Annotated in this window: 24 protein-coding genes; 10 read left to right on the forward strand and 14 right to left on the reverse strand. The window is 38.7% G+C overall.

The genetic code is table 11. From position 1 onward, the window contains the following. Positions 1–26: 26 nt before the first annotated feature. Together M3175_RS07400 and M3175_RS07405 are read right to left on the reverse strand one after the other, a co-directional pair. Positions 27–1856 (reverse strand): polysaccharide biosynthesis protein, encoded by a 1830-nt coding sequence (locus M3175_RS07400; protein ID WP_251516866.1) that lies wholly within the window; start codon positions 1854–1856, stop codon positions 27–29. A gap of 465 nt (positions 1857–2321) precedes the next feature. Continuing rightward, the gene (locus tag M3175_RS07405; protein ID WP_251516868.1) at positions 2322–4406 is read right to left on the reverse strand and encodes a peptidoglycan D,D-transpeptidase FtsI family protein; all 2085 of its coding nucleotides are present in this window, start codon (positions 4404–4406) and stop codon (positions 2322–2324) included. A gap of 160 nt (positions 4407–4566) precedes the next feature. Between M3175_RS07405 and M3175_RS07410 the strand changes: the two genes are divergently transcribed. Further along, positions 4567–5340, forward strand: coding sequence for a TraR/DksA C4-type zinc finger protein (locus M3175_RS07410; protein ID WP_251517679.1), 774 nt, complete (start codon positions 4567–4569; stop codon positions 5338–5340). Positions 5341–5365: 25 nt separating this feature from the next. On the opposite strand, the gene M3175_RS07415 is transcribed toward M3175_RS07410, so the two are convergent. Next, positions 5366–5617: a sigma-G-dependent sporulation-specific acid-soluble spore protein CsgA gene (locus M3175_RS07415; protein ID WP_251516870.1), complete on the reverse strand. Its 252-nt coding sequence runs from the start codon at positions 5615–5617 to the stop codon at positions 5366–5368. Between the two features lie 150 nt (positions 5618–5767). Between M3175_RS07415 and M3175_RS07420 the strand changes: the two genes are divergently transcribed. Both M3175_RS07420 and M3175_RS07425 read left to right on the forward strand, forming a co-directional pair. Beyond that, on the forward strand, positions 5768–7126 hold the full coding sequence (locus tag M3175_RS07420; protein WP_251516872.1) for a S8 family peptidase: 1359 nt from the start codon (positions 5768–5770) through the stop codon (positions 7124–7126). Between the two features lie 92 nt (positions 7127–7218). Beyond that, the gene (locus M3175_RS07425) at positions 7219–8211 is read left to right on the forward strand and encodes a potassium channel family protein (protein ID WP_251516874.1); all 993 of its coding nucleotides are present in this window, start codon (positions 7219–7221) and stop codon (positions 8209–8211) included. On the opposite strand, the gene M3175_RS07430 is transcribed toward M3175_RS07425, so the two are convergent. The 3 genes from M3175_RS07430 to M3175_RS07440 all read right to left on the reverse strand — a co-directional run bounded on the left by M3175_RS07430 (position 8208) and on the right by M3175_RS07440 (position 11426). Further along, positions 8208–8612: a YugN-like family protein gene (locus tag M3175_RS07430; RefSeq protein ID WP_251516876.1), complete on the reverse strand. Its 405-nt coding sequence runs from the start codon at positions 8610–8612 to the stop codon at positions 8208–8210. The genes M3175_RS07425 and M3175_RS07430 overlap by 4 nt on opposite strands. A gap of 91 nt (positions 8613–8703) precedes the next feature. Further along, entirely contained in the window at positions 8704–10050 is a 1347-nt protein-coding gene (locus M3175_RS07435) for a glucose-6-phosphate isomerase (protein WP_251516878.1), read from the reverse strand. Between the two features lie 212 nt (positions 10051–10262). Then, positions 10263–11426, reverse strand: a complete 1164-nt coding sequence (locus tag M3175_RS07440; RefSeq protein ID WP_251516880.1) for an iron-containing alcohol dehydrogenase — start codon at positions 11424–11426, stop codon at positions 10263–10265. A gap of 175 nt (positions 11427–11601) precedes the next feature. On the opposite strand from M3175_RS07440, the gene M3175_RS07445 reads away from it, so the two are divergent. Next, positions 11602–11835, forward strand: a complete 234-nt coding sequence (locus M3175_RS07445) for a DUF378 domain-containing protein (protein WP_119709751.1) — start codon at positions 11602–11604, stop codon at positions 11833–11835. A 40-nt stretch (positions 11836–11875) separates the two neighbouring features. Here M3175_RS07445 and M3175_RS07450 read toward each other — a convergent pair whose 3' ends face one another. Together M3175_RS07450 and yugI are read right to left on the reverse strand one after the other, a co-directional pair. Further along, the gene (locus tag M3175_RS07450) at positions 11876–13072 is read right to left on the reverse strand and encodes an ornithine--oxo-acid transaminase (RefSeq protein WP_251516882.1); all 1197 of its coding nucleotides are present in this window, start codon (positions 13070–13072) and stop codon (positions 11876–11878) included. Positions 13073–13213: 141 nt separating this feature from the next. Continuing rightward, positions 13214–13612, reverse strand: a complete 399-nt coding sequence (yugI, locus tag M3175_RS07455; protein ID WP_119709753.1) for a S1 domain-containing post-transcriptional regulator GSP13 — start codon at positions 13610–13612, stop codon at positions 13214–13216. A gap of 153 nt (positions 13613–13765) precedes the next feature. Here yugI and M3175_RS07460 point away from each other — a divergent pair, with 153 nt between their 5' ends. The 3 genes from M3175_RS07460 (at position 13766) to M3175_RS07470 (ending at position 16380) form a co-directional block, all read left to right on the forward strand. Beyond that, positions 13766–15112, forward strand: a complete 1347-nt coding sequence (locus tag M3175_RS07460; protein WP_251516885.1) for a sodium-dependent transporter — start codon at positions 13766–13768, stop codon at positions 15110–15112. A gap of 96 nt (positions 15113–15208) precedes the next feature. After that, positions 15209–15418 (forward strand): helix-turn-helix domain-containing protein, encoded by a 210-nt coding sequence (locus M3175_RS07465; protein WP_251516888.1) that lies wholly within the window; start codon positions 15209–15211, stop codon positions 15416–15418. A 104-nt stretch (positions 15419–15522) separates the two neighbouring features. Beyond that, positions 15523–16380, forward strand: a complete 858-nt coding sequence (locus M3175_RS07470) for a DegV family protein (protein WP_251516891.1) — start codon at positions 15523–15525, stop codon at positions 16378–16380. 497 nt (positions 16381–16877) lie between these two features. On the opposite strand, the gene M3175_RS07475 is transcribed toward M3175_RS07470, so the two are convergent. Together M3175_RS07475 and M3175_RS07480 are read right to left on the reverse strand one after the other, a co-directional pair. Beyond that, positions 16878–18041 (reverse strand): aminotransferase, encoded by a 1164-nt coding sequence (locus tag M3175_RS07475; protein ID WP_251516904.1) that lies wholly within the window; start codon positions 18039–18041, stop codon positions 16878–16880. Then, complete coding sequence (locus tag M3175_RS07480) at positions 18041–18544, reverse strand: Lrp/AsnC family transcriptional regulator (protein ID WP_251516907.1); 504 nt, start codon at positions 18542–18544, stop codon at positions 18041–18043. Before M3175_RS07480 ends, M3175_RS07475 begins: the two co-directional genes overlap by 1 nt. A 168-nt stretch (positions 18545–18712) precedes the next feature. Here M3175_RS07480 and M3175_RS07485 point away from each other — a divergent pair, with 168 nt between their 5' ends. Then, entirely contained in the window at positions 18713–19537 is an 825-nt protein-coding gene (locus tag M3175_RS07485) for an alpha/beta fold hydrolase (RefSeq protein ID WP_251517683.1), read from the forward strand. Positions 19538–19577: 40 nt separating this feature from the next. Here the strand turns inward: M3175_RS07485 and M3175_RS07490 are convergent, their stop codons facing one another. Further along, a complete protein-coding gene (locus M3175_RS07490; RefSeq protein ID WP_251516910.1) occupies positions 19578–19838 on the reverse strand; it encodes a DUF1871 family protein in 261 nt (86 codons plus the stop codon). Between the two features lie 87 nt (positions 19839–19925). On the opposite strand from M3175_RS07490, the gene M3175_RS07495 reads away from it, so the two are divergent. Then, entirely contained in the window at positions 19926–21092 is a 1167-nt protein-coding gene (locus M3175_RS07495) for a MalY/PatB family protein (RefSeq protein WP_251516913.1), read from the forward strand. A 74-nt stretch (positions 21093–21166) separates the two neighbouring features. Here M3175_RS07495 and M3175_RS07500 read toward each other — a convergent pair whose 3' ends face one another. Together M3175_RS07500 and M3175_RS07505 are read right to left on the reverse strand one after the other, a co-directional pair. Continuing rightward, positions 21167–21370 carry a hypothetical protein gene (locus tag M3175_RS07500; RefSeq protein ID WP_251516916.1) on the reverse strand — a complete coding sequence of 68 codons (204 nt, stop codon included), beginning with the start codon at positions 21368–21370 and terminating at the stop codon, positions 21167–21169. A 76-nt stretch (positions 21371–21446) separates the two neighbouring features. Further along, complete coding sequence (locus tag M3175_RS07505) at positions 21447–22163, reverse strand: peptidylprolyl isomerase (RefSeq protein ID WP_251516919.1); 717 nt, start codon at positions 22161–22163, stop codon at positions 21447–21449. Positions 22164–22257: 94 nt separating this feature from the next. Here M3175_RS07505 and kapB point away from each other — a divergent pair, with 94 nt between their 5' ends. After that, the gene (gene kapB, locus M3175_RS07510; protein ID WP_251516923.1) at positions 22258–22635 is read left to right on the forward strand and encodes a kinase-associated lipoprotein KapB; all 378 of its coding nucleotides are present in this window, start codon (positions 22258–22260) and stop codon (positions 22633–22635) included. Between the two features lie 38 nt (positions 22636–22673). Here kapB and kapD read toward each other — a convergent pair whose 3' ends face one another. After that, positions 22674–23297: a 3'-5' exonuclease KapD gene (gene kapD / locus M3175_RS07515; protein ID WP_251516926.1), complete on the reverse strand. Its 624-nt coding sequence runs from the start codon at positions 23295–23297 to the stop codon at positions 22674–22676. Between the last annotated feature and the right edge of the window lie 283 nt (positions 23298–23580).

Below are 23580 nucleotides of genomic sequence, written 5' to 3' on the forward strand. Positions count from 1 at the left end.
TTATTGTTTGGTATTTCAATACCCCACTAACTCGAAATCGAGTATAATGTTGGTTTTGTAATCTCTTTATTGTTAGCAATTGCAAGTACTCGGCTTCTAAGTTCTTCTTTTTCCATAGTTGAAAATGTAGATAGTAGGTTATTTATCTCTTCATTATAAAATTCATTGTTCTTTCCAATGTATATGTTTGGATATATTTGCTGTTCATGAACTTCATCTACCTTTAATAATTCCTCATAAAGCTTTTCGCCAGGGCGAATTCCGGTAAAATGTATTCCGATTTCTTCAACTGAATTACCCGATAACTTTATTAGATTTCTTGCTAAGTCGACAATTTTTACTGGTTCCCCCATATCCAGTACAAATATTTCTCCACCTTTGGCTAGTGCTCCTGCCTGTATAACAAGTCTAGACGCTTCTGGAATTGTCATGAAATAACGAATCATATCCGGATGTGTAACTGTTACTGGTCCCCCCTTTTCAATTTGTTTTTTAAATAATGGTATAACACTTCCCCGACTACCAAGTACATTGCCAAATCTTACTGCAACAAACTTTGTCTCACTGTCCTTATCCATGGACTGAACAATCATTTCAGCGATTCTCTTGGTTGATCCCATGACACTTGTAGGGTTAACTGCTTTATCTGTTGAAATCATTACAAAGGTTTTAACTCCATGCCAACTCGCCGCGTTAGCTACATTTCTAGTACCTATAACGTTATTCTTGATTGCCTCTTCAGGATTTCTCTCCATAAGCGGTACATGCTTATGTGCCGCAGCATGGTATACAACATCTGGTTTATGCTGTCTCATAACTAGCTCCATTTTTTCTGCATCCTGCATGTCGGCAATTTCAGTAATGATCTCTATTGATGAATTTCCTACACTTTCCTTTAACTCCATCTCAATTGTGTAAATACTATTCTCACCGTGTCCTAACAGTATTAATTTTTTTGGATTAAACTTTATAAGTTGTCTGCATATTTCCGAACCAATAGAGCCACCTGCCCCTGTGACTAACACTGTTTGATTGAAAAGAAAGTTTGAAATAGATTCGATGTCAAGATTTATTGGATCCCGTCCCAAAAGATCTTCTACTAAGACATCGCGAAATTGATTAACCGAAACCTTTCCTGTAACTAAGTCTTCGAGCATAGGTAGAATTTGTGTTTTTGCCGATGTTTTTGCACATTCTTGAAAAATCACATTTAGCTCTTTTCGTGATAAGGAAGGGATAGCGATTATAATATTTTCAATAGATAACTCTTTCACCAATCGCTCTATTGTATGAACTCCACCAATCACAGGTACTCCTAGAATATCTAATTTCTGCTTAGTAAAATCATCATCAATGAAGCCAACAGGTAAAAGATTTACTTCATGATTCTTTAAAAGTTGCCTCACTACCATTGTACCGGCTGATCCAGCCCCAACAATTAATGTTCTATTTTTATTTATATCTTTATTTTTAATATCATCTCTGTACATTCTCCAGAAAAATCTTGAACCACCAATGAATAGAATGTGAAATGCCCAAGTTACCATTAAAAGCCTATAGTGAACTTCATTCATGGACAGGTACTGAACTCCTCCTGCAATAATGATGGATGCAGTTACAATCTTAAGTATAATAAATAGTTCCCCAGTACTAGCATATTCCCATGCCTTCTTATACAGCTTCCATTTAAAAGAAAATAAATGGTGGCAAACCAAAATGACTATGGATGTTATAATGACTGGAGTATGGATAATCCTTAATGAATCATTAGTAAAAAAGCTACTTAAAAAAATTGTTGTTAATACAATACAAGAGTCAACAAAAAAGAAAAATGACAACCTTTGTCCATAAGTCATACTCTCTCCCCTTTTTCTTATTTTTTATCCACCATTTCTACATAATAAATAGGATTAAAGGCTTTGATAATTAGAACTCTTTGTTAGTCATAATTATCAAAGCCTTTAAATATGTATGGGGCATTTAACCCCCCCTCACATCACACTAACGACGACTAGCGTCTAAGGTTTGTTACACCCACAGCATGACCGAGTGTCCCCATTGATAATGGCAAGGAGACATCGCCAAAAAACTATATAACACAGATTTTTTCTCAATAAAGAACAAAAACATTAAAATAAACATACACTTATTACTTACTTTTATTTCAAATAATAGCTCTTTTAAAAACACCTATTCTTATTTAATAACATTTTAGTTCTATATAAAGAACGTGTCAACGGGTATTTTTTATTTTCGATTTACTCTTCCTCCTTTTCACACAAAAAAACCTAGATCCAACCGAATCTAGGTTTCTCATAATTTTATTGTGCTTCTGTCATCAACGGCTCTTCGCCCTCAACATCTGTAGGAATTTCTACCGCACGTTGTTCTTCGTATTTAATGAACGCTTCAACTACACGGTTAGCAATGCGTTTGTTAACAGGGTGTTTATCATTCGACGCCCATGGAACGACTACGGAGAACGCTACTTTAGGATTCTCGGATGGGTAGTAACCGACGAATGTTAGGTTGTATGTTGCTTGCCCCCATTTTGAGCGGTCTGGTCCGTAGTAGTAGGTTTGTGCCGTTCCTGTTTTCCCTGATACGTCCATCGTGAATGAGCCTTTCGCCGTTCCATTCGACCCATTAACAACACGGTAAAACCCTTCACGAACACGAGCCAAATCTTCATCAGTGTTTAATACACGATTTAATACTTCAGTCTTGATGTTCTGAACGACCGGCCCTAGTCCTTGTTCACTAATAGGTTCGTGGACACTTGCCACAAGGTGAGGCTTCACACGCATGCCGCCGTTTGCAATCGCTGATACGTATTGTGCCATTTGAAGGGGTGTATACGTATCGTACTGTCCAATGGCCATATCGAGTAGCAACCCTGGGTTATCGGGTACTCCTTGGAACCCAGTTGCTTCGTTCGGAAGGTCCACCCCTGTTGACACACCGAGACCAAATTGCTTATAGATGTTTCTTAATCTCATGTAATCCTCTTGTTGAACGGATATAGGAGAATTAGCGACATAATTTACGCCTGCCATTTTCATCACAGTATGGAACATATACACGTTACTGGATACTTCTAGAGCTTTTAAGTCATTCAAGCTTCCAAAGTTTTTCCATGACGACTTTGGTTTTGCTCCTTTTAAAAGGATCGGTGAATCGTAGAAGTATGAACCGTGTTTAATGGCTCCTGTTTGATATCCAGCAAGAACGGTTGCTCCTTTGACTGTTGATCCCATTTCATACTGACTCGCAAACGCTCCAACAGAATAATCGAGTAGTTCACTCTTATTTTCCTGATTAATCATTTTTCCAGCGATGCTATACACTTCACCGGTATACGGGTGCATCATCACGACAAAGGCACGGTCAAGGAGGTTATTTCCTTTTCCTGCTTTTGCATCCCGAATTTCCTCTTCTAGTATCTTTTCGACTTCCTTTTGCAAGTCCGCATTGATACTTAAGCGTAAATCCATTCCCCTAGATCCTTCAGAGACAATCACTTCATCAACCACGTTACCGCTTCGGTCTGTTACGTATTTCTTTTGACCTTTATTTGGATGAAGTAATTCTTCATATTGGTATTCTAAATAGCTTTTTCCAACCCGATCGTTACGAGAGTAGCCTCTTGATAAGTAATAATTGCTTCTTTCTTGTAATATCCCCTGTTTGGCTGTAGTTACACTTCCTAAAACCGGCTTTAACATTTCACCATAAGGGTAAATACGATTCCAATCTGTAATAATTTCTACACCTGGAAGATAGCTTAGATTTTCTGAGACGGTTGCCATTTCTTCAAGAGTAAGGCCCTCAGATTTAATCGTTTGTATTTCATACATATAGCCGCTTGTCATGCGCTTGTAAATGATCGCTTCCTCAAGCTCTTTTTCTTCAATTTCCTTCAAAGCAGCTTCAGGAACACGTTCAATTTGCAGGGCATATTGTTCTTTTCCCGTAAGCGAAAGTTCTTTTTCTTTTAAAAGCTTTTCCGCTTCATCAGGATAAGCAGCTAACCAGTAATCCTTTAAGTCTCTTTCTTTATAACTCTCTTTTTCTAAGCTTAATAGTTTTGCAAGCTTACGCGTTACTTCAACTTTATCTTCAGTTGTCATGCCTGGTTCTTCTGAAAAGGCGACAGCATCCATTCCTTCATTATCGACAATCACTTGTCCATGTCGGTCATACATTTTGCCTCGTGGGGCTGGCAAACTAACAACCGTTGCATCAAGTCTTGATACTTCTTTACTATATGATTCTCCGAATACGATTTGTACTAATCCTAAACGGATAATGAGAAGTGTAAATAGACAAAATATAACAAAGAACAGTAGGTTTAACCGAAATGATCTACTTTTTAAATTCTTTTTTAGCAATTCCCTATTTCCCAATTTTCAGTTCTCCCTTCCACACCCAACTAATTATAACAAAGTTTTAAGGAGAATTAGGAGACGAATCGACATTTTTTTCTAAGCACATTTTACCTTTTATGAACTACATCTATCGGGAGATACTAAAACATGTACCAGACCAGCGAAAGGATTGGTTGAGATGCTATCAAGTCAGCAACTACAGCAATTTAAGCAAGTGTTAGAAGACCGTAAAGCTCAGATAGAAGAGGAATTTGAAAACAATGATCATTTTAATTTACAGCGAAGTCTTTCCGATTCGGTAAGTGAACTTTCTGTTTACGACAACCACCCTGGTGATGCTGGAACCGAATTATATGAACGAGAAAAAGATCTCGCCCTTAACGAGCATTATCGATTAGAGTATCGTAATACTCTTGAAGCAATAGAAGCCATCAAAAACGGAACATACGGTACATGTGTGGTTTGTCATAAAGAGATCCCTGTTGAGCGTTTAGAAGCACTTCCAAATACACTCTATTGTATAGAGCACACTCCAGATAAAGTGACCTCTCATGAAAGACCGATTGAAGAAGGTGTATTAATGCCTCCTTTTGGAAAATTTGATATGGATGAGACCGATGAAAATGTCTCGTATGATGCAGAAGATTCTTGGCAGGATGTTGCAAGCTATGGAACATCTGAGAGCCCTTCAGATTTAGTGGAGCAAGTAGATCATTATAATGACATGTATATTGAACCTCAAGAAAATGTTGGATATGTGGAGGACTATGAAAACTTCGTCGGCGTTGATATTACCGGGAAGCATGTTACCGTCTATCCAAATAAGCAACATGAAAAGTATGAAGAGGAACTCGATGAAGAAGGTATTATGACAACCTTCGGTGATCTTCCAGCCTTTGAACATGACCCTTATGTAGAAGAAGCTGAAGAAAGAGATGAAAAAGGACAATGATTCATTGTCCTTTTCTCTGTCTTTTTTAAAACAAAAGCTCGTACACCTCATTTAATTGTTTGGCACGAGTCTCATCTTGTTCATTGTTTGCATGCTTAATTTCTTCGGGCAAAATACTGTTTAAAAAATTATTTTCTTCATCCGATAAGCTTCGGACAAAGCTTTCTTCCGTTGAAAAATGTCCTTGCTCAATCTTTTTAAAAATGTATTCCGCTGTGTCAGATCGATCTGTATAGTTCGACAATATTTCTCTTAAATAAGCTAATGGCTTGTTCATTTAGGTTCCCTCCTTTTTATGGCACATACGTACATTTTTGCTGTTTTGCACGAGATTTATGTATGGTTCTCGCTTCCTTAAAATTACCATCAATACTAGGACAGTGACTGAACATCCTAATAGTAGGAATTAAACGATGAGGTGAGAAGGATGTTTCGAAGAACAAAACCGCTTATGCTTATTGGCTTAGCACTTTTGCTGATTATAGGTGTTGCTCGAATGATGCCGGATCGAGAAATAAGAACGCTCGACCGAAATACGATAGATATGCGTAAAGTGAATAATGAACCTTCTCAAGTTCAAACATCTAGATTAATGAATTTAAACAATGATCCATCGAATAACCGGTTAGTTTCAAAACTTAATCATCACTCAGAAATTCAGATTATTAACCATAATGAAGACGATCAAAGTCATTACTACGAGCACGAGGCAACCGTTAAATTTAAAACAGACATTACCGATGAACGGCTTGCTCAAATTAATAGAGAGATTGATGCAAGTAGAAGTGAAAAATTAGCGAACCTATATATGTTCCGCTCCAAATCAAAAACGACTCACCAAATGCTCCTTTACTTCCGTGGGTTAGAGGAAGTGGAGTATGCTGAACCTAACTTCATTCTTTTACAAAATGAATCGGTTGCACCAAATGACACTTATTATCAAGAGCAGTATCAATGGAATCTTCCCGTTATTGAAACAGAAAAAGGATGGGATATTTCAAAGGGAGATAAAAATGTCGTTATTGCGGTTGTGGATACAGGGGTCGATCTGGATCATCCAGATCTAAAGCATAAATTGGTAAAAGGATATAACGCGATTGATGAGAAGGCAAGCCCAGATGACGATAATGGCCACGGGACACACGTCGCAGGAATCATCGCTTCTGAGACAAATAATCACGAAGGAGTGGCTGGAATTACATGGTACAATCAAATTATGCCCGTAAAAACATTAGCGAAGGACGGATATGGTTATACGTTCGATATTGCAAAAGGCATTGTCTGGGCCACAGACCATGGAGCCGATGTTATTAATTTAAGCCTAGGTAATTATCAACCAGCTACCGTTTTAAAAGAGGCCATTCAATATGCATATGATAAAGGAGTCGTTCTAATCGCTGCATCAGGTAACGATAATACGAACCAGCCAAGTTACCCTGCTGCTTTCGACCAAGTGCTAAGCGTATCAGCGATCGGTTATTCAGGGGAACGAGCCTCTTTCTCGAACTATGGAAATTACATCGATGTAGCCGCACCAGGTGTTGATATTCCCAGCACCTATTTTCAAAACCAATATGCCGCCCTTTCTGGAACATCCATGGCGTCTCCACATGTGACAGGATTAGCTGGTTTAATACTATCGACCAATCCTACTTTATCAAATAAGGAAGTCATGAACATTATTCGTTCTTCCAGCTATGACATTGGAGAAGTGGGGAAAGATGAATATTTTGGAGAAGGATTAATTGATGTAAATAGAGCATTAGCTGCAGCTAAGCGAAAATAACCTAAGACCCTCGTTCCTGAGGGTCTTCCTTTGCGTTTAACACAAAAGGATATGGTCTATACTTTTAGAGAAACTTTCAGGGAGGTGAGGATATGCACCACCGAATTTATACTAGTTTTTTGAGATTGCCCACGCTTGTCCGAATATTAACTATGGCTATATTACTCGTTCTTTTCTTTGGAATAATGATCCATCTTGTTGAGCCGAAGAGTTTTCCTACTGTTTTTGAAGGAATCTGGTGGGCCATCATTACTACATCAACCGTTGGATATGGGGACTACTCTCCTCAAACATTTCTAGGAAGAATCGTAGGAATACTCCTTATTTTTATAGGAGCTGGGTTCTTATCCACCTATTTTATTACCCTTGCTACAACTGCTGTTTCTAGGCAAAACAATTATCTAGAAGGAAAAGTTCATTTTAGAGGAGATAGACATTTGATTATCATTGGATGGAATGAACGGTCAAAAGAAATTATTCAGTCGATACGTACAATCGATCAATTTTCAGATATTATTTTAATAGATGAAACATTGGAATCAAATCCAATTATGGATGCAAAGGTACACTTTATTAGAGGAAGAGCTTCTCAAGACCATGTGTTACTAAAGGCAAATATTGCAACTGCTGAAAAGGTCCTTATTACTGCTGATCAACATAAGGATGAGCTTGATGCTGATATGAACACGATCCTTGCGTTGCTTACCATTAAAGGCTTAAATCCTAACATTACCGCTATTGTAGAAGTTCTTACCCGTGAACAGATGGCAAATGCAAAAAGAGCTGGCGCTGACGAAATTATTCAATCGAATCGAATGATGAGTTATATTATGACAAATTGCATCGCCACCGACCGAATTGTATCCACTTTTGTTGAAGTACTAGATCAACTTCATGGAAGTAGAGTTTGCTTTCATCCAAGTAAAGACTACATTTCAAAATCATTTTATACCGCGAATGGGGAGTTACTTAAAGAGGGAAAGCTATTAATTGGCATTAAAAGAGGAGAAAACACCATAGTGAATCCTCCTCAAGAAACAGTTATTGATGATCATGATGAGTTACTTCTTATCGACCGACTTTAATCAATTAGAATTTGTTCGAGTTCTTGAACGAGTGCCTTACCGATATCTACAAATTTTTCAGGAAAGCTTGCGTCCTTATCAATCGGTTCCTGGAACTGATCAAAGGAAGCAGATGCATTGCCAATATAAGCATGATCGTCTAAGTCGTCTTGATATAGATGTGATAGCAATAATGGTCTTTCAATTGCTACCGTACAATTTCGTGCGTCTAACTGTCCATCAACTACTCGGAACGGAACCCTTAAAAATTGATATCCTTTTTCATCATCAATTTTATAGTCTAAATATCCATGATCATAATCCCAATTACCGCCAATGGTATAACCCAGCGGCTTTAACAATTGCTCTAGCTTATACAAATCAAAATGCTTGCCTTCAATTTGTGAAGGAATTTGAATCATAGCCATCCCCCTTTTTCTTTTAGTTTCTCACAAAAAAAAGAGTGTTAGTCAAAAGAGAGGAAATCTCCAATGACTAACACTTTTTTTAAAATTATAAACGCTTCTCAAGCTCTGCTTTCTTCTCTTCGAATCCAGGTTTGCCTAATAATGCGAACATGTTTACTTTGTATGCCTCTACACCAGGTTGGTCAAATGGATTTACACCCATTAGGTAGCCACTCATTGCACATGCTTTTTCAAAGAAGTATGCAAGATAACCGAATGTGTAAGCATCCATTTGTGGAATCGTCACTACTAGGTTAGGAACTCCACCGTCTGTATGCGCAAGCAATGTACCTTCAAATGCTTTGTTGTTAACAAAGTCCACTGTTTGGCCAGCAAGATAGTTTAATCCATCTAAATCACTATCAGCTTCTTCGATTGTAAGCTCATGACGAGGATTTTCTACCCGTACAACGGTTTCAAATAGGTCACGACGACCTTCTTGAACATATTGGCCTAAAGAGTGTAAGTCGGTTGAGAAGTTTGCAGAAGAAGGGTAAATTCCTTTTTGGTCTTTTCCTTCGCTTTCTCCAAACAACTGCTTCCACCATTCTGCGAAGTATTGCAAGCCTGGCTCATAGTTAATCAGCATTTCAATGGTTTTTCCTTTGTTGTAAAGAACGTTACGAACGGCTGCATATTGGTATGCTAAGTTCTCTTCTAGCTCCGAGCTTCCAAAGTCATCACGTGCAGCTGCTGCACCTTTCATCATGGCTTCGATATCTGCCCCACTTGCAGCAATTGGAAGTAATCCTACAGCCGTTAGAACTGAATAACGACCACCTACATCATCAGGAATGATGAATGCTTCGTATCCTTCTTCAGTAGCTAGCGTTTTCAATGCACCTCTTGCTTTGTCAGTTGTTGCATAAATACGCTTCTTCGCTTCTTCTACTCCGTACTTTTCTTCTAAAAGCTTGCGGAAAATACGGAAAGCGATGGCTGGTTCTGTTGTTGTCCCAGACTTGGAAATGACGTTAAGCGAGAAATCCTTTCCGTCTAAAAGATCCATAACGTCTCTCATGTATGTAGAACTAATGTTGTTTCCGATGAAGATAATTTGTGGCGTGCTACGCTTTTCCTTTGGCAATGCATTGTAAAAACTGTGTTGCAGCATTTCAATGGCAGCGCGTGCACCTAAGTATGAACCACCAATTCCACAAACTAAAAGAACATCAGAGTCTTGCTTGATCTTTTCTGCTGCTTTTTGGATGCGTGCAAATTCTTCTTTGTCGTAGTTAACCGGAAGGTCAATCCAACCTAAAAAGTCATTTCCAGCTCCTGTTGCTTCATGTAATGAATGATGAGCAACTTTTACAAAATCACGTAAATAAGTAACTTCATGTTCCCCAAAAAAACTAAGTGCTTTTGAGTAATCAAAACGAACGTGTGTCATGAATGATCCTCCAATGATTTGTTGTTTACTATATCACTTTATCGAAAGCTGGTTAAGGAATCAAGAACCGTCTACTTATGTAAGCGTACACATTTCAAACAAATATGATAATTGTTAAGAAATGCTCAAAAAACCCACCTTCTTACCGTAGTATTTCCACCCTATAAAAAAAGAAACACGTGCAATTACGAAAATTGCACGCAAGAATATTTTTATAGAGAGGCACGGTAAATCGCCATGACATCTTCTTTGTTTAACTTTGTGAAGTTTCCGAATTCACCGTATACCATGGCCTTGTCAGCCATAACTTCGATTTGACTATCGTCAATATCGTAGTCCGCTAAACGTGACGGTGCACCGATTGAGTTCCAGAATTCACGAAGTTTAGCGATTCCTTCTAGACCTACTTCCTCATCTGTTTTGCCTTCTGCGTTTACTCCGAATACGCGCACAGCAAGCTTCTTGAAGCGTTCTGGTTTCACTTTTAAGTTATGCTTCATCCAGTTCGGGAATAGAATGGCAAGTCCACCACCGTGTGGAATATCATAAACAGCCGATACTGCATGCTCGATATTATGTGTAGCCCAGTCTCCACGGTATCCCATAGAAAGCATACCGTTTAGTGCCATTGTTCCACTATAAAGGATGGTTGCACGATGCTCATAGCTTTCAAGGTTTTCAAGAAGCTTAGGTGCTGCCTCCATTACGGTCAGTAATAACCCCTCACACATACGATCCTGAAGCTCTGTATTTTCGGTTAAATGGAAGTAATGTTCAAACACATGTGTCATCATGTCGACGATTCCGTACACCGTTTGATCTCTTGGAACCGTATATGTATTGACTGGATCTAGGATAGAAAATTGCGGGAAAGTAACTGCACTGCCCCACCCGTATTTTTCATTCGTTTCCCAATTAGTAATAACAGAGCCTGAATTCATTTCGGAGCCTGTTGCAGCTAAAGTTAATACTGTACCAAACGGAAGCGCTTCCTTCGCAACAGCTTTTCGAGTCATTAGATCCCATGTGTCACCATCATACTTAGCACCCGCGGCAATGGCTTTTGTACAGTCAATAACACTTCCACCGCCAACGGCTAATAGAAAATCAATACCTTCATTTCTACAGATTTCTACTCCCTTATTTACGGTAGTAAGACGTGGATTAGGTTCCACACCTGGTAATTCAAATATCTTAACATCTATTTCTTTTAATAATGACAAGACCTGATCATATAGGCCATTTCGTTTAATACTTCCGCCTCCATACACTAGTAACACTTTCTTGCCGTATTGAGGTACTTCAGCCTTCAATTGTTCTAAAGTTCCTTTTCCAAAAATCAATTTCGTCGGATTAAAAAATGTAAAATTATCCATACTTCATCCTCCTCTTCAATTCTTATTATGTTCCAAAATAATAGTGAATGCAAAAAAATAGACTCCAAAATTCTTCCTATGAAAATGCATAAAAGGGGAGCAAGAATCAAACGATAAGATTGTGTAACTTTATATAGCCAAACTATATAAAAAACCATCCCAAGGAGGAAACAGCATGAGTACCATTCAACGTATTGCACTAGTACTTACAATTATCGGGGCTATCAACTGGGGATTAATTGGATTCTTTCAATTTGACCTAGTGGCAGCTATCTTTGGTGGACAAGGTTCTGCACTTTCTAGAATTATCTACGGCTTAGTTGGTATCGCAGGGTTATTAAATCTAGGCCTCCTATTTAAACCAAATGAACAAACCGTGAGAGATCCTGAACCAAGAGCGACTCGCTAATTGAAAAAAATCCTTGCACCAAAAAGTGCAAGGATTTTTTTTATGCGCTTAATACATTCTTAATTCGTTCAATCGCCCAGTCAAGGTCTTTGTTGCTAATCACTAATGGCGGAGCAAAGCGAATGACAGTGTCATGCGTTTCCTTACATAACAGTCCTTCTTCTTTTAGCTGCTCACAGTATTTTCTAGCAGGAACCGTTAGTTCGACACCAATAAACAGGCCGCGACCGCGAACTTCTTTAATGATTGGGTTTTTGATTTCTTGTAATTTTGAAAGAAAAAAGCTTCCAAGCTCCTGAGAACGTTCCGCTAACTTTTCTTCCTTCAGAACTTGTAATGCGGCAATGGAAACCGCACATGCCATTGGATTGCCACCGAATGTTGATCCGTGTGATCCAGGATTAAATACACCGAGAACCTCATTATTTGCCACGACGCACGAGATTGGGAATACGCCCCCACCAAGCGCCTTACCTAAAATATACATATCTGGTTCAATGCCTTCCCATTCACAAGCAAACATTTTCCCAGTACGGGCAAGTCCAGCTTGAATTTCATCCGCAATAAATAGGACATTGTTTTCTTTACAAAGATCAAAAGCAACACGCATAAATCCTTCAGGTGGAATAATAATCCCTGCTTCACCTTGGATAGGTTCGATTAAGAAGGCTGCAGTATTTGGTGTAATTGCAGCTTTTAATGCTTCGATATCACCATATGGAATCAGATTAATTCCTGGTAGCATCGGTCCAAATCCCCGCTTATACTCTTCTTCAGAAGATAAGGAAACCGCTGTCATTGTACGGCCATGAAAATTTCCTAAGCATGCAATGATCTCTGCTTGATTATCGTTAACACCCTTCACATCATACGCCCAGCGCCGTGCAGCCTTAACCGCTGTTTCCACAGCCTCCGCACCCGTGTTCATTGGCAATGCCATTTCTTTATTGGTCATTTCACAAATCATTTCATACCACGGTCCAAGCTGGTCATTATGGAACGCACGAGATGTTAGTGTTACACGATCCGCCTGTTCCTTTAATGCTTCGATGATTTTTGGATGGCGATGACCTTGGTTCACAGCCGAATACGCGCTAAGCATATCCATATATTTGTTTCCTTCAGGATCCTCCACCCAAACACCTTCTGCTCTAGAAATAACAATCGGAAGAGGATGATAGTTATTAGCCCCAAACTTTTCCGTTTGCTCAATCACTTCTTGTGACTTACTCGCCATATTATATTTACCTCCGATCTCATTGGTTCGTGGTGAAAAAACTACCTTATCTTAGTGTATCTTAAAAAAATAACTTATGTCCTTTCTCGAGAAAAAAACATAAAAAAAGTGGGAGAATTTCTCCCACACTTTGATTATTTATTATCTTTGTGATTGCTCAATCCACTCTTGAAGCTTATCTTTTAGCGTGTTAAAGCCTTGTGGTGCTTCTGTATCTTGCTTGATAGCAGCTGCAGCTGTACGCTTTCTTGGCTTCTTCGGTGCAGCCTTTGGTGCAGCTACTGGTGCTTCAGGAGCTTCTACAGTTGCGCGGATAGAAAGACCGATTTTCCCAGCGTTTTCATCGATTGAAAGAACCTTTACTTGAACTTCATCTCCTACTTTAAGGTGCTCATTAATATCTTTTACGAATCCGTGAGTAATTTCTGAAATATGAACTAACCCTTGAGTATTTTCATCAAGTGCAACGAACGCACCGTATGCTTGAATTCCTGTAACTTTACCTGTAACAACACTTCCAACTTCAATTTTCTCTGACATAGAAACACTCCTAAATATAGTTTATTTATCCTTTTTATACGCAATATAAGATCATATCACAATGTCACAACTTATTCAAAAAAAATTACTACACAATAGTCCGAAAATATAGTATTATGGGAAAATATCTTTTAAAGTAGGTGTAAAACGGTAATGAAAACACATGAGCAATGGACATCAAAGATTGGCTTTATACTTGCAGCAGCTGGCTCTGCAATTGGCCTTGGAGCCATTTGGAAATTCCCATATATGGCTGGAACAAATGGTGGAGGACTCTTTTTCCTTCTTTTTTTATTGTTAACTTTATTCATCGGTGCACCGATCCTTATTGCTGAATTTATTATTGGTAGAAATACACAAAAGGATGCAATCACCGCCTATAAAATTCTTGCTCCCAACTCAAACTGGAAGGTTATAGGGTATTTAGGAGTCATCATTTCTGGACTTATTTTATCTTTTTATAGTGTGGTAGGCGGATGGATTTTATCTTATCTATTTCGTAGTGTTACTGGCAGTTTAACAGGACTCTCACAAAATCAGTATGGTTCCTTGTTTGGTACAATTATTAGTAATCCTATTGAAGCCATCCTTGCACAAGCAATCTTTATGATATTAACCATTTTTGTGATTCAAGGTGGGGTTCAGCAAGGAATTGAGAAAGCTAGTAAGTACATGATGCCAGCCCTTTTTATTCTTTTTATCATCCTAGCGATTCGTTCCTTAACTCTTGAAGGAGCATCAAAAGGGGTCGAGTTTCTTCTTAAGCCGAATTGGAGCAGTCTAACTCCTGATACCATCTTGCTTGCGCTAGGACAATCCTTTTTTGCATTAAGCGTTGGTATTTCCGTCATGGTCACGTATGCATCCTATCTTTCGAAGAAGGAAAACATTACTAAGTCAGCATTTTCGGTTGTTGGTCTAAATATTTTTATTTCTCTACTTGCTGGGCTCGTTATTTTCCCAGCGGTATTCGCACTCGGATTTGAACCTGGAGCAGGACCTGGTTTAGTGTTTGTGGTCCTCCCTGCTGTGTTTAACGAAATGGCCTTTGGCGCATTCTTTTTAAGTATTTTCCTTGTGTTGCTTTTGTTTGCGACATTAACATCAGCTTTTTCCATTTTAGAAATTGTTGTAGCAGCGATTGTTAAAGAAAAAACCGAACTGCGAAAACAGTGGGCTTGGAAAACTGGAATGGTTATTTTTATTTTTGGAATTCCTAGCGCACTATCTTTTGGTGTATGGTCTGATGTGCTTATCTTCGGGAAAACGATTTTTGATTTTGCTGATTTTATTGCAAGTAATATTGGGATGCCTTTAGGAGCCTTTTTAATCTCTATTTTTGTTGGGCACCGGCTTCCATACAAGCTATTGAAAAGCGAGTTAGCATTAGGAACATTCGGAAATATGAACAAGCTGTTTACAATCTGGTATTTTACGATTCGATTTGTCGTACCTGTAGCAATTATCTTTGTATTTTTACGTTCGATTGGTCTTTTGTAACTGTAACGAAACGTTCACGATTAGGGTAAATTCTCCCTATCCTAATCGTGATAAAATAAATAAAGAATATAATCTTTTTCGAAAGGAAGATGAGCCATGACTGCAATTGGGCAAAACATTAAACGCTTTCGGGAAGAACTAGAAATGTCACAGCAGGACCTTGCAATTAAGATCCGCGTTGGCACTGCTACGATTGACAAATATGAGTCAGGCCTACAAACTCCTGACACACAAACCATTTTAAAAATATCTACTGTACTTGATATTCCAGTCTCTGAATTGATGCAAGAAGAAAGTCATATATAATTGGTTTAGTAAAGCGAGGGAGTTGTTCCTCGCTATTCGTTTGTTTTATTTTGAGATTATTTTTCATTATCATAGTGCTTATATAACATCTTATGGAGGATATTATGGCAAAGAAAATTGCTTGGGTAACCGATTCAACAGCTAGCTTCTCAGAAAAAGATCAAGCATGGTTACAAGACAATGATATTTATGTGGTTCCCCTTTCGTTTACGTTTGGAAACGCATCCTTTAAAGAGGGCGTAGATATAACCACTGAGGAATTTTATGAGATGATGAGTAACTCAGCTTTTCCACCAACTAGTTCACAGCCTGCCTTAGGAGACTTTATTGACCTTTATACTCAATTAAAAGAAAGCTACGATGAAGCGATCATCGTCCATGTTTCTAGTGAACTATCTGGAACCTACTCTACATCCACACAAGCGGCTGAAATCGTTGGTTTCCCTGTACACCCAGTTGACTCGTGGATCGGTTCTTTCCCTTTAAAGTTCTTAATAGAAGAAGGAATCACCTTGTATAATAAAGGACGAAAGCCGTCTGAGATTGTAAAAGAACTTCTTTCATTAAGAGAACAATGTCGCTTGATCCTCATTCCTGCGAACTTAGATCAATTGAGAAAAAGTGGACGAGTTTCTAATTTTGGCTCTATTTTAGGAAATCTTCTACAAATAAAACCACTTCTTGCATTTAAGGAAGGCAAAGTAAATATCGTTGAAAAGATTCGTACGATGAGAAAAGCGGAGCAGGCATTAATTGACCGTTTGCACGAAGCGTACAAGCAGGGAATCTACGATCGAATCGGAATTATGCACGCAGGGGAAAAGGAGATTGTTGAAGGCTTACTTGCAAAAATTGCGGCTGAGTATGAATCCTTGAAGATTGAAGTACTCCCATTAATTCCTGTGGCTGGTGTTCATACTGGTGTGGGAACGATTGCTTTGTCATACATCATGAAGGATTAAATATAAAAGGGACAACTGTTTAATAAGAAAAGGTTGTCGTTTTGTAGTACTATTCTGTAACCAGCCAAAGGCAAATAAGCGGAGATTTTTCCGTTATATGCAGAATAGAGCTCATTTCGTGGTAAATAAGGGAAGATTTTCCGCTTATACAAAGAAAAATCTCTCATTTTTGTATTTTTCGAGCCAATAGGCGGAATTTCTCCGCCTATTTAAGCTTTTTTACTAATAAATTTTAAATAAGCGGAATTTCTCCGTTTATTTTATCAGCTAGGTTGCTTAATCTTATCCACCAACCGATAATCGCTGAATCTCTTGAAGCTAGATAAGTGAATCAGCAGCGAAGAAAAAATGGCACTGCAAATGGCAGGGTTTTGACCCTCTTTAAAACTTTAATAAATAAAGAGAAGACGTATGTCTACATTCATACGTCTTTTCTTGTGTCTTTTCAGAAAGCACCCTCAAGCAGAAAATAAGCCCGTTGTCCTTCTTATAGGTATTTATTTATCAACAAACCGTTTGATTCGTTTCACTGCTTCTTGTAATTGTTCCATGGATGAAGCATACGAGCAGCGAATATGTCCTTCCCCGCTACTGCCAAACACATTACCTGGAACAACTGCTACTTTCTCTTCAATCAATAATTGTTCTGCGAATTGCTCCGATGACAGACCTGTACTTACAATGGATGGAAATGCATAGAACGCACCACCAGGAATATGACAGGAAAGCCCGATATCATTAAGTGACTGAACAAAATAGTTTCTTCTTCGACGATAGCTTTTTTTCATATCCTCTACGTCTTCTCTGCCGCCTTTTAATGCTTCAAGTGCCGCGTACTGCGCCATCGTCGGAGCACACATCATGGCATACTGATGAATTTTTAACATCGCTGCTGTTAGTTCTTCGTTCGCACAAACAAAACCAAGTCTCCAACCTGTCATCGCAAAGCCTTTTGAGAAACCGTTAATAAGAAGGGTTCTATGTCTCATGCCTTCAATCGCTGCAAAACTTACATATGGTTCATCATAGGCAAGCTCCGCGTAAATTTCATCAGATAACACGAGAAGGTCATGTGTTTCAATGAATGTAGCAAGCTCCGTTAACTCTTTTTCATTAAGCATTGTGCCTGTTGGATTATTGGGAGAACAAAGCATAATCGCCTTCGTTCGGTCGGTAATCGCCTTTTCTAACTGATGCGTTTGAATTTTAAAATCGTACTCTTCTGTTGCTTGAACCGCAACTGGCTTTCCACCTGCTAACGAAACGAGCGGTGCATAGGAGACGAAGCTTGGTTCAATAACAATAACCTCATCACCAGGATCGAGGATCGCACGTAAGGCAATGTCTAAGGCTTGACTCGCACCAACCGTAATGATGATCTCGCTCTTCGGATTGTAATCTACATCAAATCGCTTTTTCATATACGAGGACACTTCGTTACGAAGCTCTAATAATCCAGAATTGGCTGTATATGATGTAAACCCCTGTTCAAGGGAAAGGATCGCTGCTTCTCTAGCTGACCAAGAAGTGACAAAGTCAGGTTCACCTACCCCTAAGGAAATAACCCCTTCCATTCCTGCTGCAAGATCAAAAAATTTACGAATTCCAGATGGCTTAAGGTCTTCTACCGTTTTTGCCAAATAAGATTTTGTCTGTTTCATTACGGTGACACCACAATTCTCTTATCATCTTCTGCTAATGGTTCAAATATCGTCCCATCATGCTTATATTTTTTCAAAATAAAATGCGTGGTTGTTGATAGTACAGAATCAAGGGTAGATAGCTTATTAGAAACAAATCTAGCCACTTCATTCATGGATTTTCCTTCAATAATGACACTAAGATCATAGGCTCCTGACATGAGATAAACGGATTTTACTTCTTTAAATCGGTAGATACGCTCAGCTACTTCATCAAAGCCTACCCCTCGCTTCGGTGTGACCTTCACATCAATCATAGCCGTGACGCCTTCATGACCGTCGATTTTAGACCAATCCACTACGGTTGTGTAATGAACAAGAACTTTCTCCTTTTCAAGCTTCTTAATAAGTTCATCTGTTTCTTGCAAGCTTAGGCCGATCATTTTAGCTACATCCTCAGATGAAATTCGGGCGTCTTTTTCAAGAATTTCTACAACTTCGAGTTCTTTTTCCGAAAGTTTCATGCGTTAACATCCTTTTCTGCTTTATCGCTTAAAATAGTTACATTATAACAAAAATGCGGGGAAAATAATTTAATTTTCAAATTTATCATCACTTTTTTTATGATTGTTTTTGTCATTGATGGGTATTCTATGAAAAAACAAAATGCCATAAAAGGAGTGAATATGAATATGGATGACGCTGGCATCACTGGTATGGTCAATATTAACGGAAACGACCTGTATTATGAACATTACAAACATTCCCAAGCAACAGACACGCTATTGCTCATTCATGGTTTTCTTTCATCCACCTTTAGCTTTCGAAGACTGATTCCTCTTCTTCGTGAAGAGTTTAACGTCATCGCCATTGATTTCCCACCTTTCGGCAAAAGCGGTAAATCGAAGAAATTTATTTATTCGTATGAAAATATAGCACATTCGATCATTTCTTTTATGGAGCATCTTCATATAAAAAATGTATCCATTATCGGTCACTCGATGGGAGGACAAATCGCGTTAAAAATATCGCAATTACGGCCTGATCTCGTAAAGCGGTCGGTATTATTATGTAGCTCCGGATATTTAAAACGAATGAAGCTTCCTCTTGTTCTATCTAGTTATCTCCCGTTTTTTCACCTGTATGTAAAAAGACATTTAGCGAAATCAGGAGTAAAAAAAAATCTGCTCAATGTGGTTCATGACCACTCAATGATTGATGACGATATGTTGAACGGATATTTAGTTCCTTTTTTAAAAGGAGATATTTTCCCGGCCTTAACTCGGATGATACGGCATCGAGAGGACGAGCTGGATGAGTACGATCTAAAGAAAATCGAGACTCCATGTCTACTCATTTGGGGCGAGCATGACCGAGTCGTCCCACTCAGAGTTGGAAAACGATTAAAACAAGATTTAAAGAACTCCGAGCTCATTGTGTTAAAGGAGACAGGACATCTAGTACCTGAAGAACGACCTGAAATGGTTCACAAGTATATTAAGGAGTTTCTTGTATAAATAAAGCTTCAAGCCCGTATCCGCTTGAAGCTTTAAAACATTACAACGAGCACGAGCTTTCGTTTTTAATCGCTAACAATTCTTCGGCCATACTTGTACATTCAGATAAAGGAATGATTTCTTCAAAAGAAAACTCATATATGCTTTGGATTTTTCGAGCAAGCTCCTTTGCAGATGACAAAACATGTACCGCTTGTATCGTATCCGCAATTTCCGTCTCGTAGCTGTCTTCCCCATATCCTAGTGGATCCCAATCCATCAGACGCTGTAACAAACTTAAATTCATTTCGAGCATTTCCATGTAAAATCACCTTTTATTTTATCTTTTCGTTCACATATCTTATCATATTACATAGACCAAATAAAATGGAAAAAGGTGAGGTGCATTATGACTACGTATGACTTTGATAAAGTGATTGACCGAAATAATACAGGATCCGTTAAATGGGGGCTCCTCCACGATGTGTTCGGAAGCAGTGACCTTCATCCCATGTGGGTGGCAGATATGGACTTTCCACCACCTGCTGAAGTAACAAATGCCATTCGAAATCGATTGGAGCATGAAATTTTCGGTTATACCTTTGTTCCCGCGTCTGTTGGAAAAGCCATTCAAGCTTGGGTGAAAACAAGGCATAATTGGGAAATTCGTCAAGCGTGGATTACATACAGTTCAGGAGTTGTGCCAACTATTAGTACCGCCGTTCGAGCATTTACTTCTGTTGGAGACAAGGTGATGCTTCAATCTCCTGTGTACACTCCGTTCTTTTCCATGGTTGAAAAAAACGAGCGTGTGGTCGTGAACTCTCCATTAAAAAATGTAAATAACCGTTATGAAATCGACTTTGAGGATTTTGAAGCTAAGCTGAAAGAGGGCGTTAAGTTATTTATATTATGTAATCCTCACAACCCAAGCGGAAGAGTATGGAAGAAAGAAGAACTCCTTCAAATCGGTGAACTTTGCAAAAAATACAATTGCTTAATTTTATCAGATGAAATTCATTCCGATCTTGTGTTTGAGGGAAATACACATGTCCCGATTGCTAGATTAGAGGACTTTGCTGATTTTGTTATGACATGTATCGCTCCTAGTAAAACGTTTAATTTAGCAGGCTTGCAGGCTTCTGCAGTTATTACGAGCAATCAGAATCTTCGAGAGCTATTCCAAGCCGAACAGCAAAAGCAAGGATTTCATACATTAAACACTTTTGGCATCGTCGGAATGGAGGCCGCTTATCTTCATGGTGAAACTTGGTTAAAAGAAGCTCTTGCCTATATGGCTGAAAATATTCGCTATGTACAGGAGTTCCTAGAGGCCGAGCTTCCACAAATAAAGATGATGCAGCCGGAAGGGACCTACTTAATTTGGATGGATTGTAGGGGGCTTGGACTTTCAGATGATGACTTAAAGAAAGCACTTATTGAAAAAGGAAAACTTGGACTCGAGCCTGGGCCAAAATACGGAGCCGGCGGAGAAGGCTTTGTCCGCATGAATGTCGCGTGTTCTAAGGAACATGTGACAGAAGGATTGGAGCGCTTGAAAGCAGCATTTGTTTAATAGTCAGACGGAAGAGTGGGGCTCTTCCGTTTTTTTATTAAATTTAAAAACGTACACTTTAAAAAAAGTGTACGTTATCCTTTGTTTTGATGTTCACTCATAATTTGATTCTCTATTTCTTTTGCTTTTGCTTCTTCTTTTCGTGAGATTTTCACGATAAATCGCATCGTGAAAATGCAGAGGATTAAGAAGATGGTAAAAGAAATAGCAGCTGGTATATATTCAGACTTATCTTCAGGAAAATATAGAAACAATGATAATATAAACGAATCGATCATGATGATCTTCCTTTCTGCAAACGAGCAGTCATTCATGCTTATTATATCAAGGTTCTAATCGATCGTCCAAGGACGATTATTTCAGCACGGTAATTTTCTTGATGACAACATCTTCTTCTGGCTTATCACCTTCACCTACTGAAGTGGTAGCGATTTTATCCACCACGTCCATTCCTTCAATCACTTGACCAAATACGGTATGTGCTTGATCTAGCCACGGAGTACCACCATCTTCATACTGCTTGATTACTTTATCGTTATAACCAGCCTGCTTCATTTGGTCTACTAAGCCAGGGTCGAGTGTTTTATTTTGAACAATAAAGAACTGACTTCCATTCGTGTCTGCACCTGAGTTAGCCATTGATAAAGCACCTCTAAAATTATAAAGCTGATTGGAGAACTCATCTTCAAAGGGCTTACCATATATGCTTTCTCCACCCATCCCTGTTCCATCTGGGTCTCCACCTTGAATCATAAAGTCATTTATCACTCGATGGAAAATCACTCCTTCGTAATATCCCTCTTCACTATGAGTAATAAAGTTTTCTACTGCCTTTGGAGCTTGTTCTGGAAACAGCTTGATTTTGATATTTCCCATTGATGTTTCCATTTCGACTAGTCTTTCCTTTTCACCAACCTCTGTGGTTGCCTGTGGTAGTTCAATATTCTCTTGGTTAGCGGTTTCATTATTGCTTGCATTTCCGTTCGAATTTTCCGTACCTTCTTCATTGCTTGTCCCACATCCAGTAACAAGGAAAACAATGAATAATATACTCGCTAGGAATTTCTTCATGTAATCACCCTCCAAAATACTTTGTTTTTCATAATGCTTACGTCATAATTATTATCATATACAGTTCTAGCCCAATTTGAAAGGAGAAACGAAAATGTCCGACATTCAAATCAGTGACAAGGTCACAGCTATTTATAAAACCGGAAAGTATATTGGTGAAGTAACAAACATCCGTCCAGAGACCATTCTTGTCCGGGTCCTCGCTGTTGTTACTCATCCGACACAAGGAGATTTACATAGCCATAAAGATGCAGATGTGCCGCTTTTTCATGAAAGACGAGCTCTTGCTTACCGAGAACAAGCCAACATCCCTGCAAAAATGGTCAAGTCCTATACAGACGAAATTCCTGAATATAAAGAGTCACTGAAAGGTGCGATTCAAAAATTAAGAGACCAGTTATCTGACGATGACTCCCTTTGGGCAAAAAAGAGCCTTGAAAATATTTCAACACTTGAGAAAGAATATTTCTAACACACAAAAGCCAAATCCAATTTGAGGGATTTGGCTTTTTATGCGAACTTATTAAGTACTTGAGAGAAATCAATGCGGTCACCAATCGTGGTTGGTGCATGTCCTTGAAGGTACTTTTTATCCTTCTCCACTAAACGGAAAATATTAAATGTAGTTAATGCATCGTCCAGCGCTCGGTGGTGCTTTCCCGTTCCTTCCTTGCCATACTCTTGTACCGCTTTCCATAAACCCGTTTGATTTTGGTCTCCGAAGAATCGCTTGTACTCCATGGATAGATCGAGTTCTTCCCCTTTTAATGGAAAAGTTAGACCGGCTTGTTCGCAGTTATTGCGAAGAACCCTCATGTCCATATTGCCCCACGTAACAATTGTCAGATCTATAGTTGGGGAACTTAATTGCTCAAACTTTTTCACAAGATCTGTAAAACTAATGCCTGAATTGACTTGTTCCTGTGAAATTTTCAAAAATGATTTACAGCGATCCGATAGCATAGGGAAACGATTAGGAGTAACATACGAAGAAAATTTCTCGCAGATTTGGTCATTTACAACCGACACAATGCCAGCCTCAATGATTTCTGGGTAAAAACCTTTAAAGCGCTCAGATCTCTCAGGCATCGTAAACTCAAAATCAATAAATAAATACTGATGCTCCTTCCTCATTTTACGTACCCTCTTTCCTCCTTCGACTATCACTACCATTATATGAAATAACCATTCCAAAAAATGAACATGAATGTTGCTTTATTATATCATGTTTCATAATAATTTTTTAACTTTTCTGTTTAATTCATTCAAATAAAGTGCGGATAGGGAAAGGAGCCTAAATGGACTGCTATAGATGTACTTATTCCAGGTGGGATAATATCTCAACTGTCTTTTTTGTCGCTAGTGCTTTATTCCTTGTTGCTTTTGTCTTATTATGGTGAAGTGTGAGAAAAACTAA

The organism is Robertmurraya korlensis, from assembly GCF_023715225.1.
Lineage (GTDB): Bacteria > Bacillota > Bacilli > Bacillales > Cytobacillaceae > Robertmurraya_A.

Coding starts and splice junctions, on each gene's coding strand:
- M3175_RS07400 (WP_251516866.1), bottom strand. CDS start 1,856: ATGACTTATGGACAAAGGTTGTCATTTTTCTTTTTTGTTGACTCTTGT.
- M3175_RS07410 (WP_251517679.1), top strand. CDS start 4,567: ATGCTATCAAGTCAGCAACTACAGCAATTTAAGCAAGTGTTAGAAGAC.
- M3175_RS07415 (WP_251516870.1), bottom strand. CDS start 5,617: ATGAACAAGCCATTAGCTTATTTAAGAGAAATATTGTCGAACTATACA.
- M3175_RS07420 (WP_251516872.1), top strand. CDS start 5,768: ATGTTTCGAAGAACAAAACCGCTTATGCTTATTGGCTTAGCACTTTTG.
- M3175_RS07425 (WP_251516874.1), top strand. CDS start 7,219: ATGCACCACCGAATTTATACTAGTTTTTTGAGATTGCCCACGCTTGTC.
- M3175_RS07430 (WP_251516876.1), bottom strand. CDS start 8,612: ATGATTCAAATTCCTTCACAAATTGAAGGCAAGCATTTTGATTTGTAT.
- M3175_RS07435 (WP_251516878.1), bottom strand. CDS start 10,050: ATGACACACGTTCGTTTTGATTACTCAAAAGCACTTAGTTTTTTTGGG.
- M3175_RS07440 (WP_251516880.1), bottom strand. CDS start 11,426: ATGGATAATTTTACATTTTTTAATCCGACGAAATTGATTTTTGGAAAA.
- M3175_RS07445 (WP_119709751.1), top strand. CDS start 11,602: ATGAGTACCATTCAACGTATTGCACTAGTACTTACAATTATCGGGGCT.
- M3175_RS07450 (WP_251516882.1), bottom strand. CDS start 13,072: ATGGCGAGTAAGTCACAAGAAGTGATTGAGCAAACGGAAAAGTTTGGG.
- yugI (WP_119709753.1), bottom strand. CDS start 13,612: ATGTCAGAGAAAATTGAAGTTGGAAGTGTTGTTACAGGTAAAGTTACA.
- M3175_RS07460 (WP_251516885.1), top strand. CDS start 13,766: ATGAAAACACATGAGCAATGGACATCAAAGATTGGCTTTATACTTGCA.
- M3175_RS07465 (WP_251516888.1), top strand. CDS start 15,209: ATGACTGCAATTGGGCAAAACATTAAACGCTTTCGGGAAGAACTAGAA.
- M3175_RS07470 (WP_251516891.1), top strand. CDS start 15,523: ATGGCAAAGAAAATTGCTTGGGTAACCGATTCAACAGCTAGCTTCTCA.
- M3175_RS07475 (WP_251516904.1), bottom strand. CDS start 18,041: ATGAAACAGACAAAATCTTATTTGGCAAAAACGGTAGAAGACCTTAAG.
- M3175_RS07480 (WP_251516907.1), bottom strand. CDS start 18,544: ATGAAACTTTCGGAAAAAGAACTCGAAGTTGTAGAAATTCTTGAAAAA.
- M3175_RS07485 (WP_251517683.1), top strand. CDS start 18,713: ATGGATGACGCTGGCATCACTGGTATGGTCAATATTAACGGAAACGAC.
- M3175_RS07490 (WP_251516910.1), bottom strand. CDS start 19,838: ATGGAAATGCTCGAAATGAATTTAAGTTTGTTACAGCGTCTGATGGAT.
- M3175_RS07495 (WP_251516913.1), top strand. CDS start 19,926: ATGACTACGTATGACTTTGATAAAGTGATTGACCGAAATAATACAGGA.
- M3175_RS07500 (WP_251516916.1), bottom strand. CDS start 21,370: ATGATCGATTCGTTTATATTATCATTGTTTCTATATTTTCCTGAAGAT.
- M3175_RS07505 (WP_251516919.1), bottom strand. CDS start 22,163: ATGAAGAAATTCCTAGCGAGTATATTATTCATTGTTTTCCTTGTTACT.
- kapB (WP_251516923.1), top strand. CDS start 22,258: ATGTCCGACATTCAAATCAGTGACAAGGTCACAGCTATTTATAAAACC.
- kapD (WP_251516926.1), bottom strand. CDS start 23,297: ATGAGGAAGGAGCATCAGTATTTATTTATTGATTTTGAGTTTACGATG.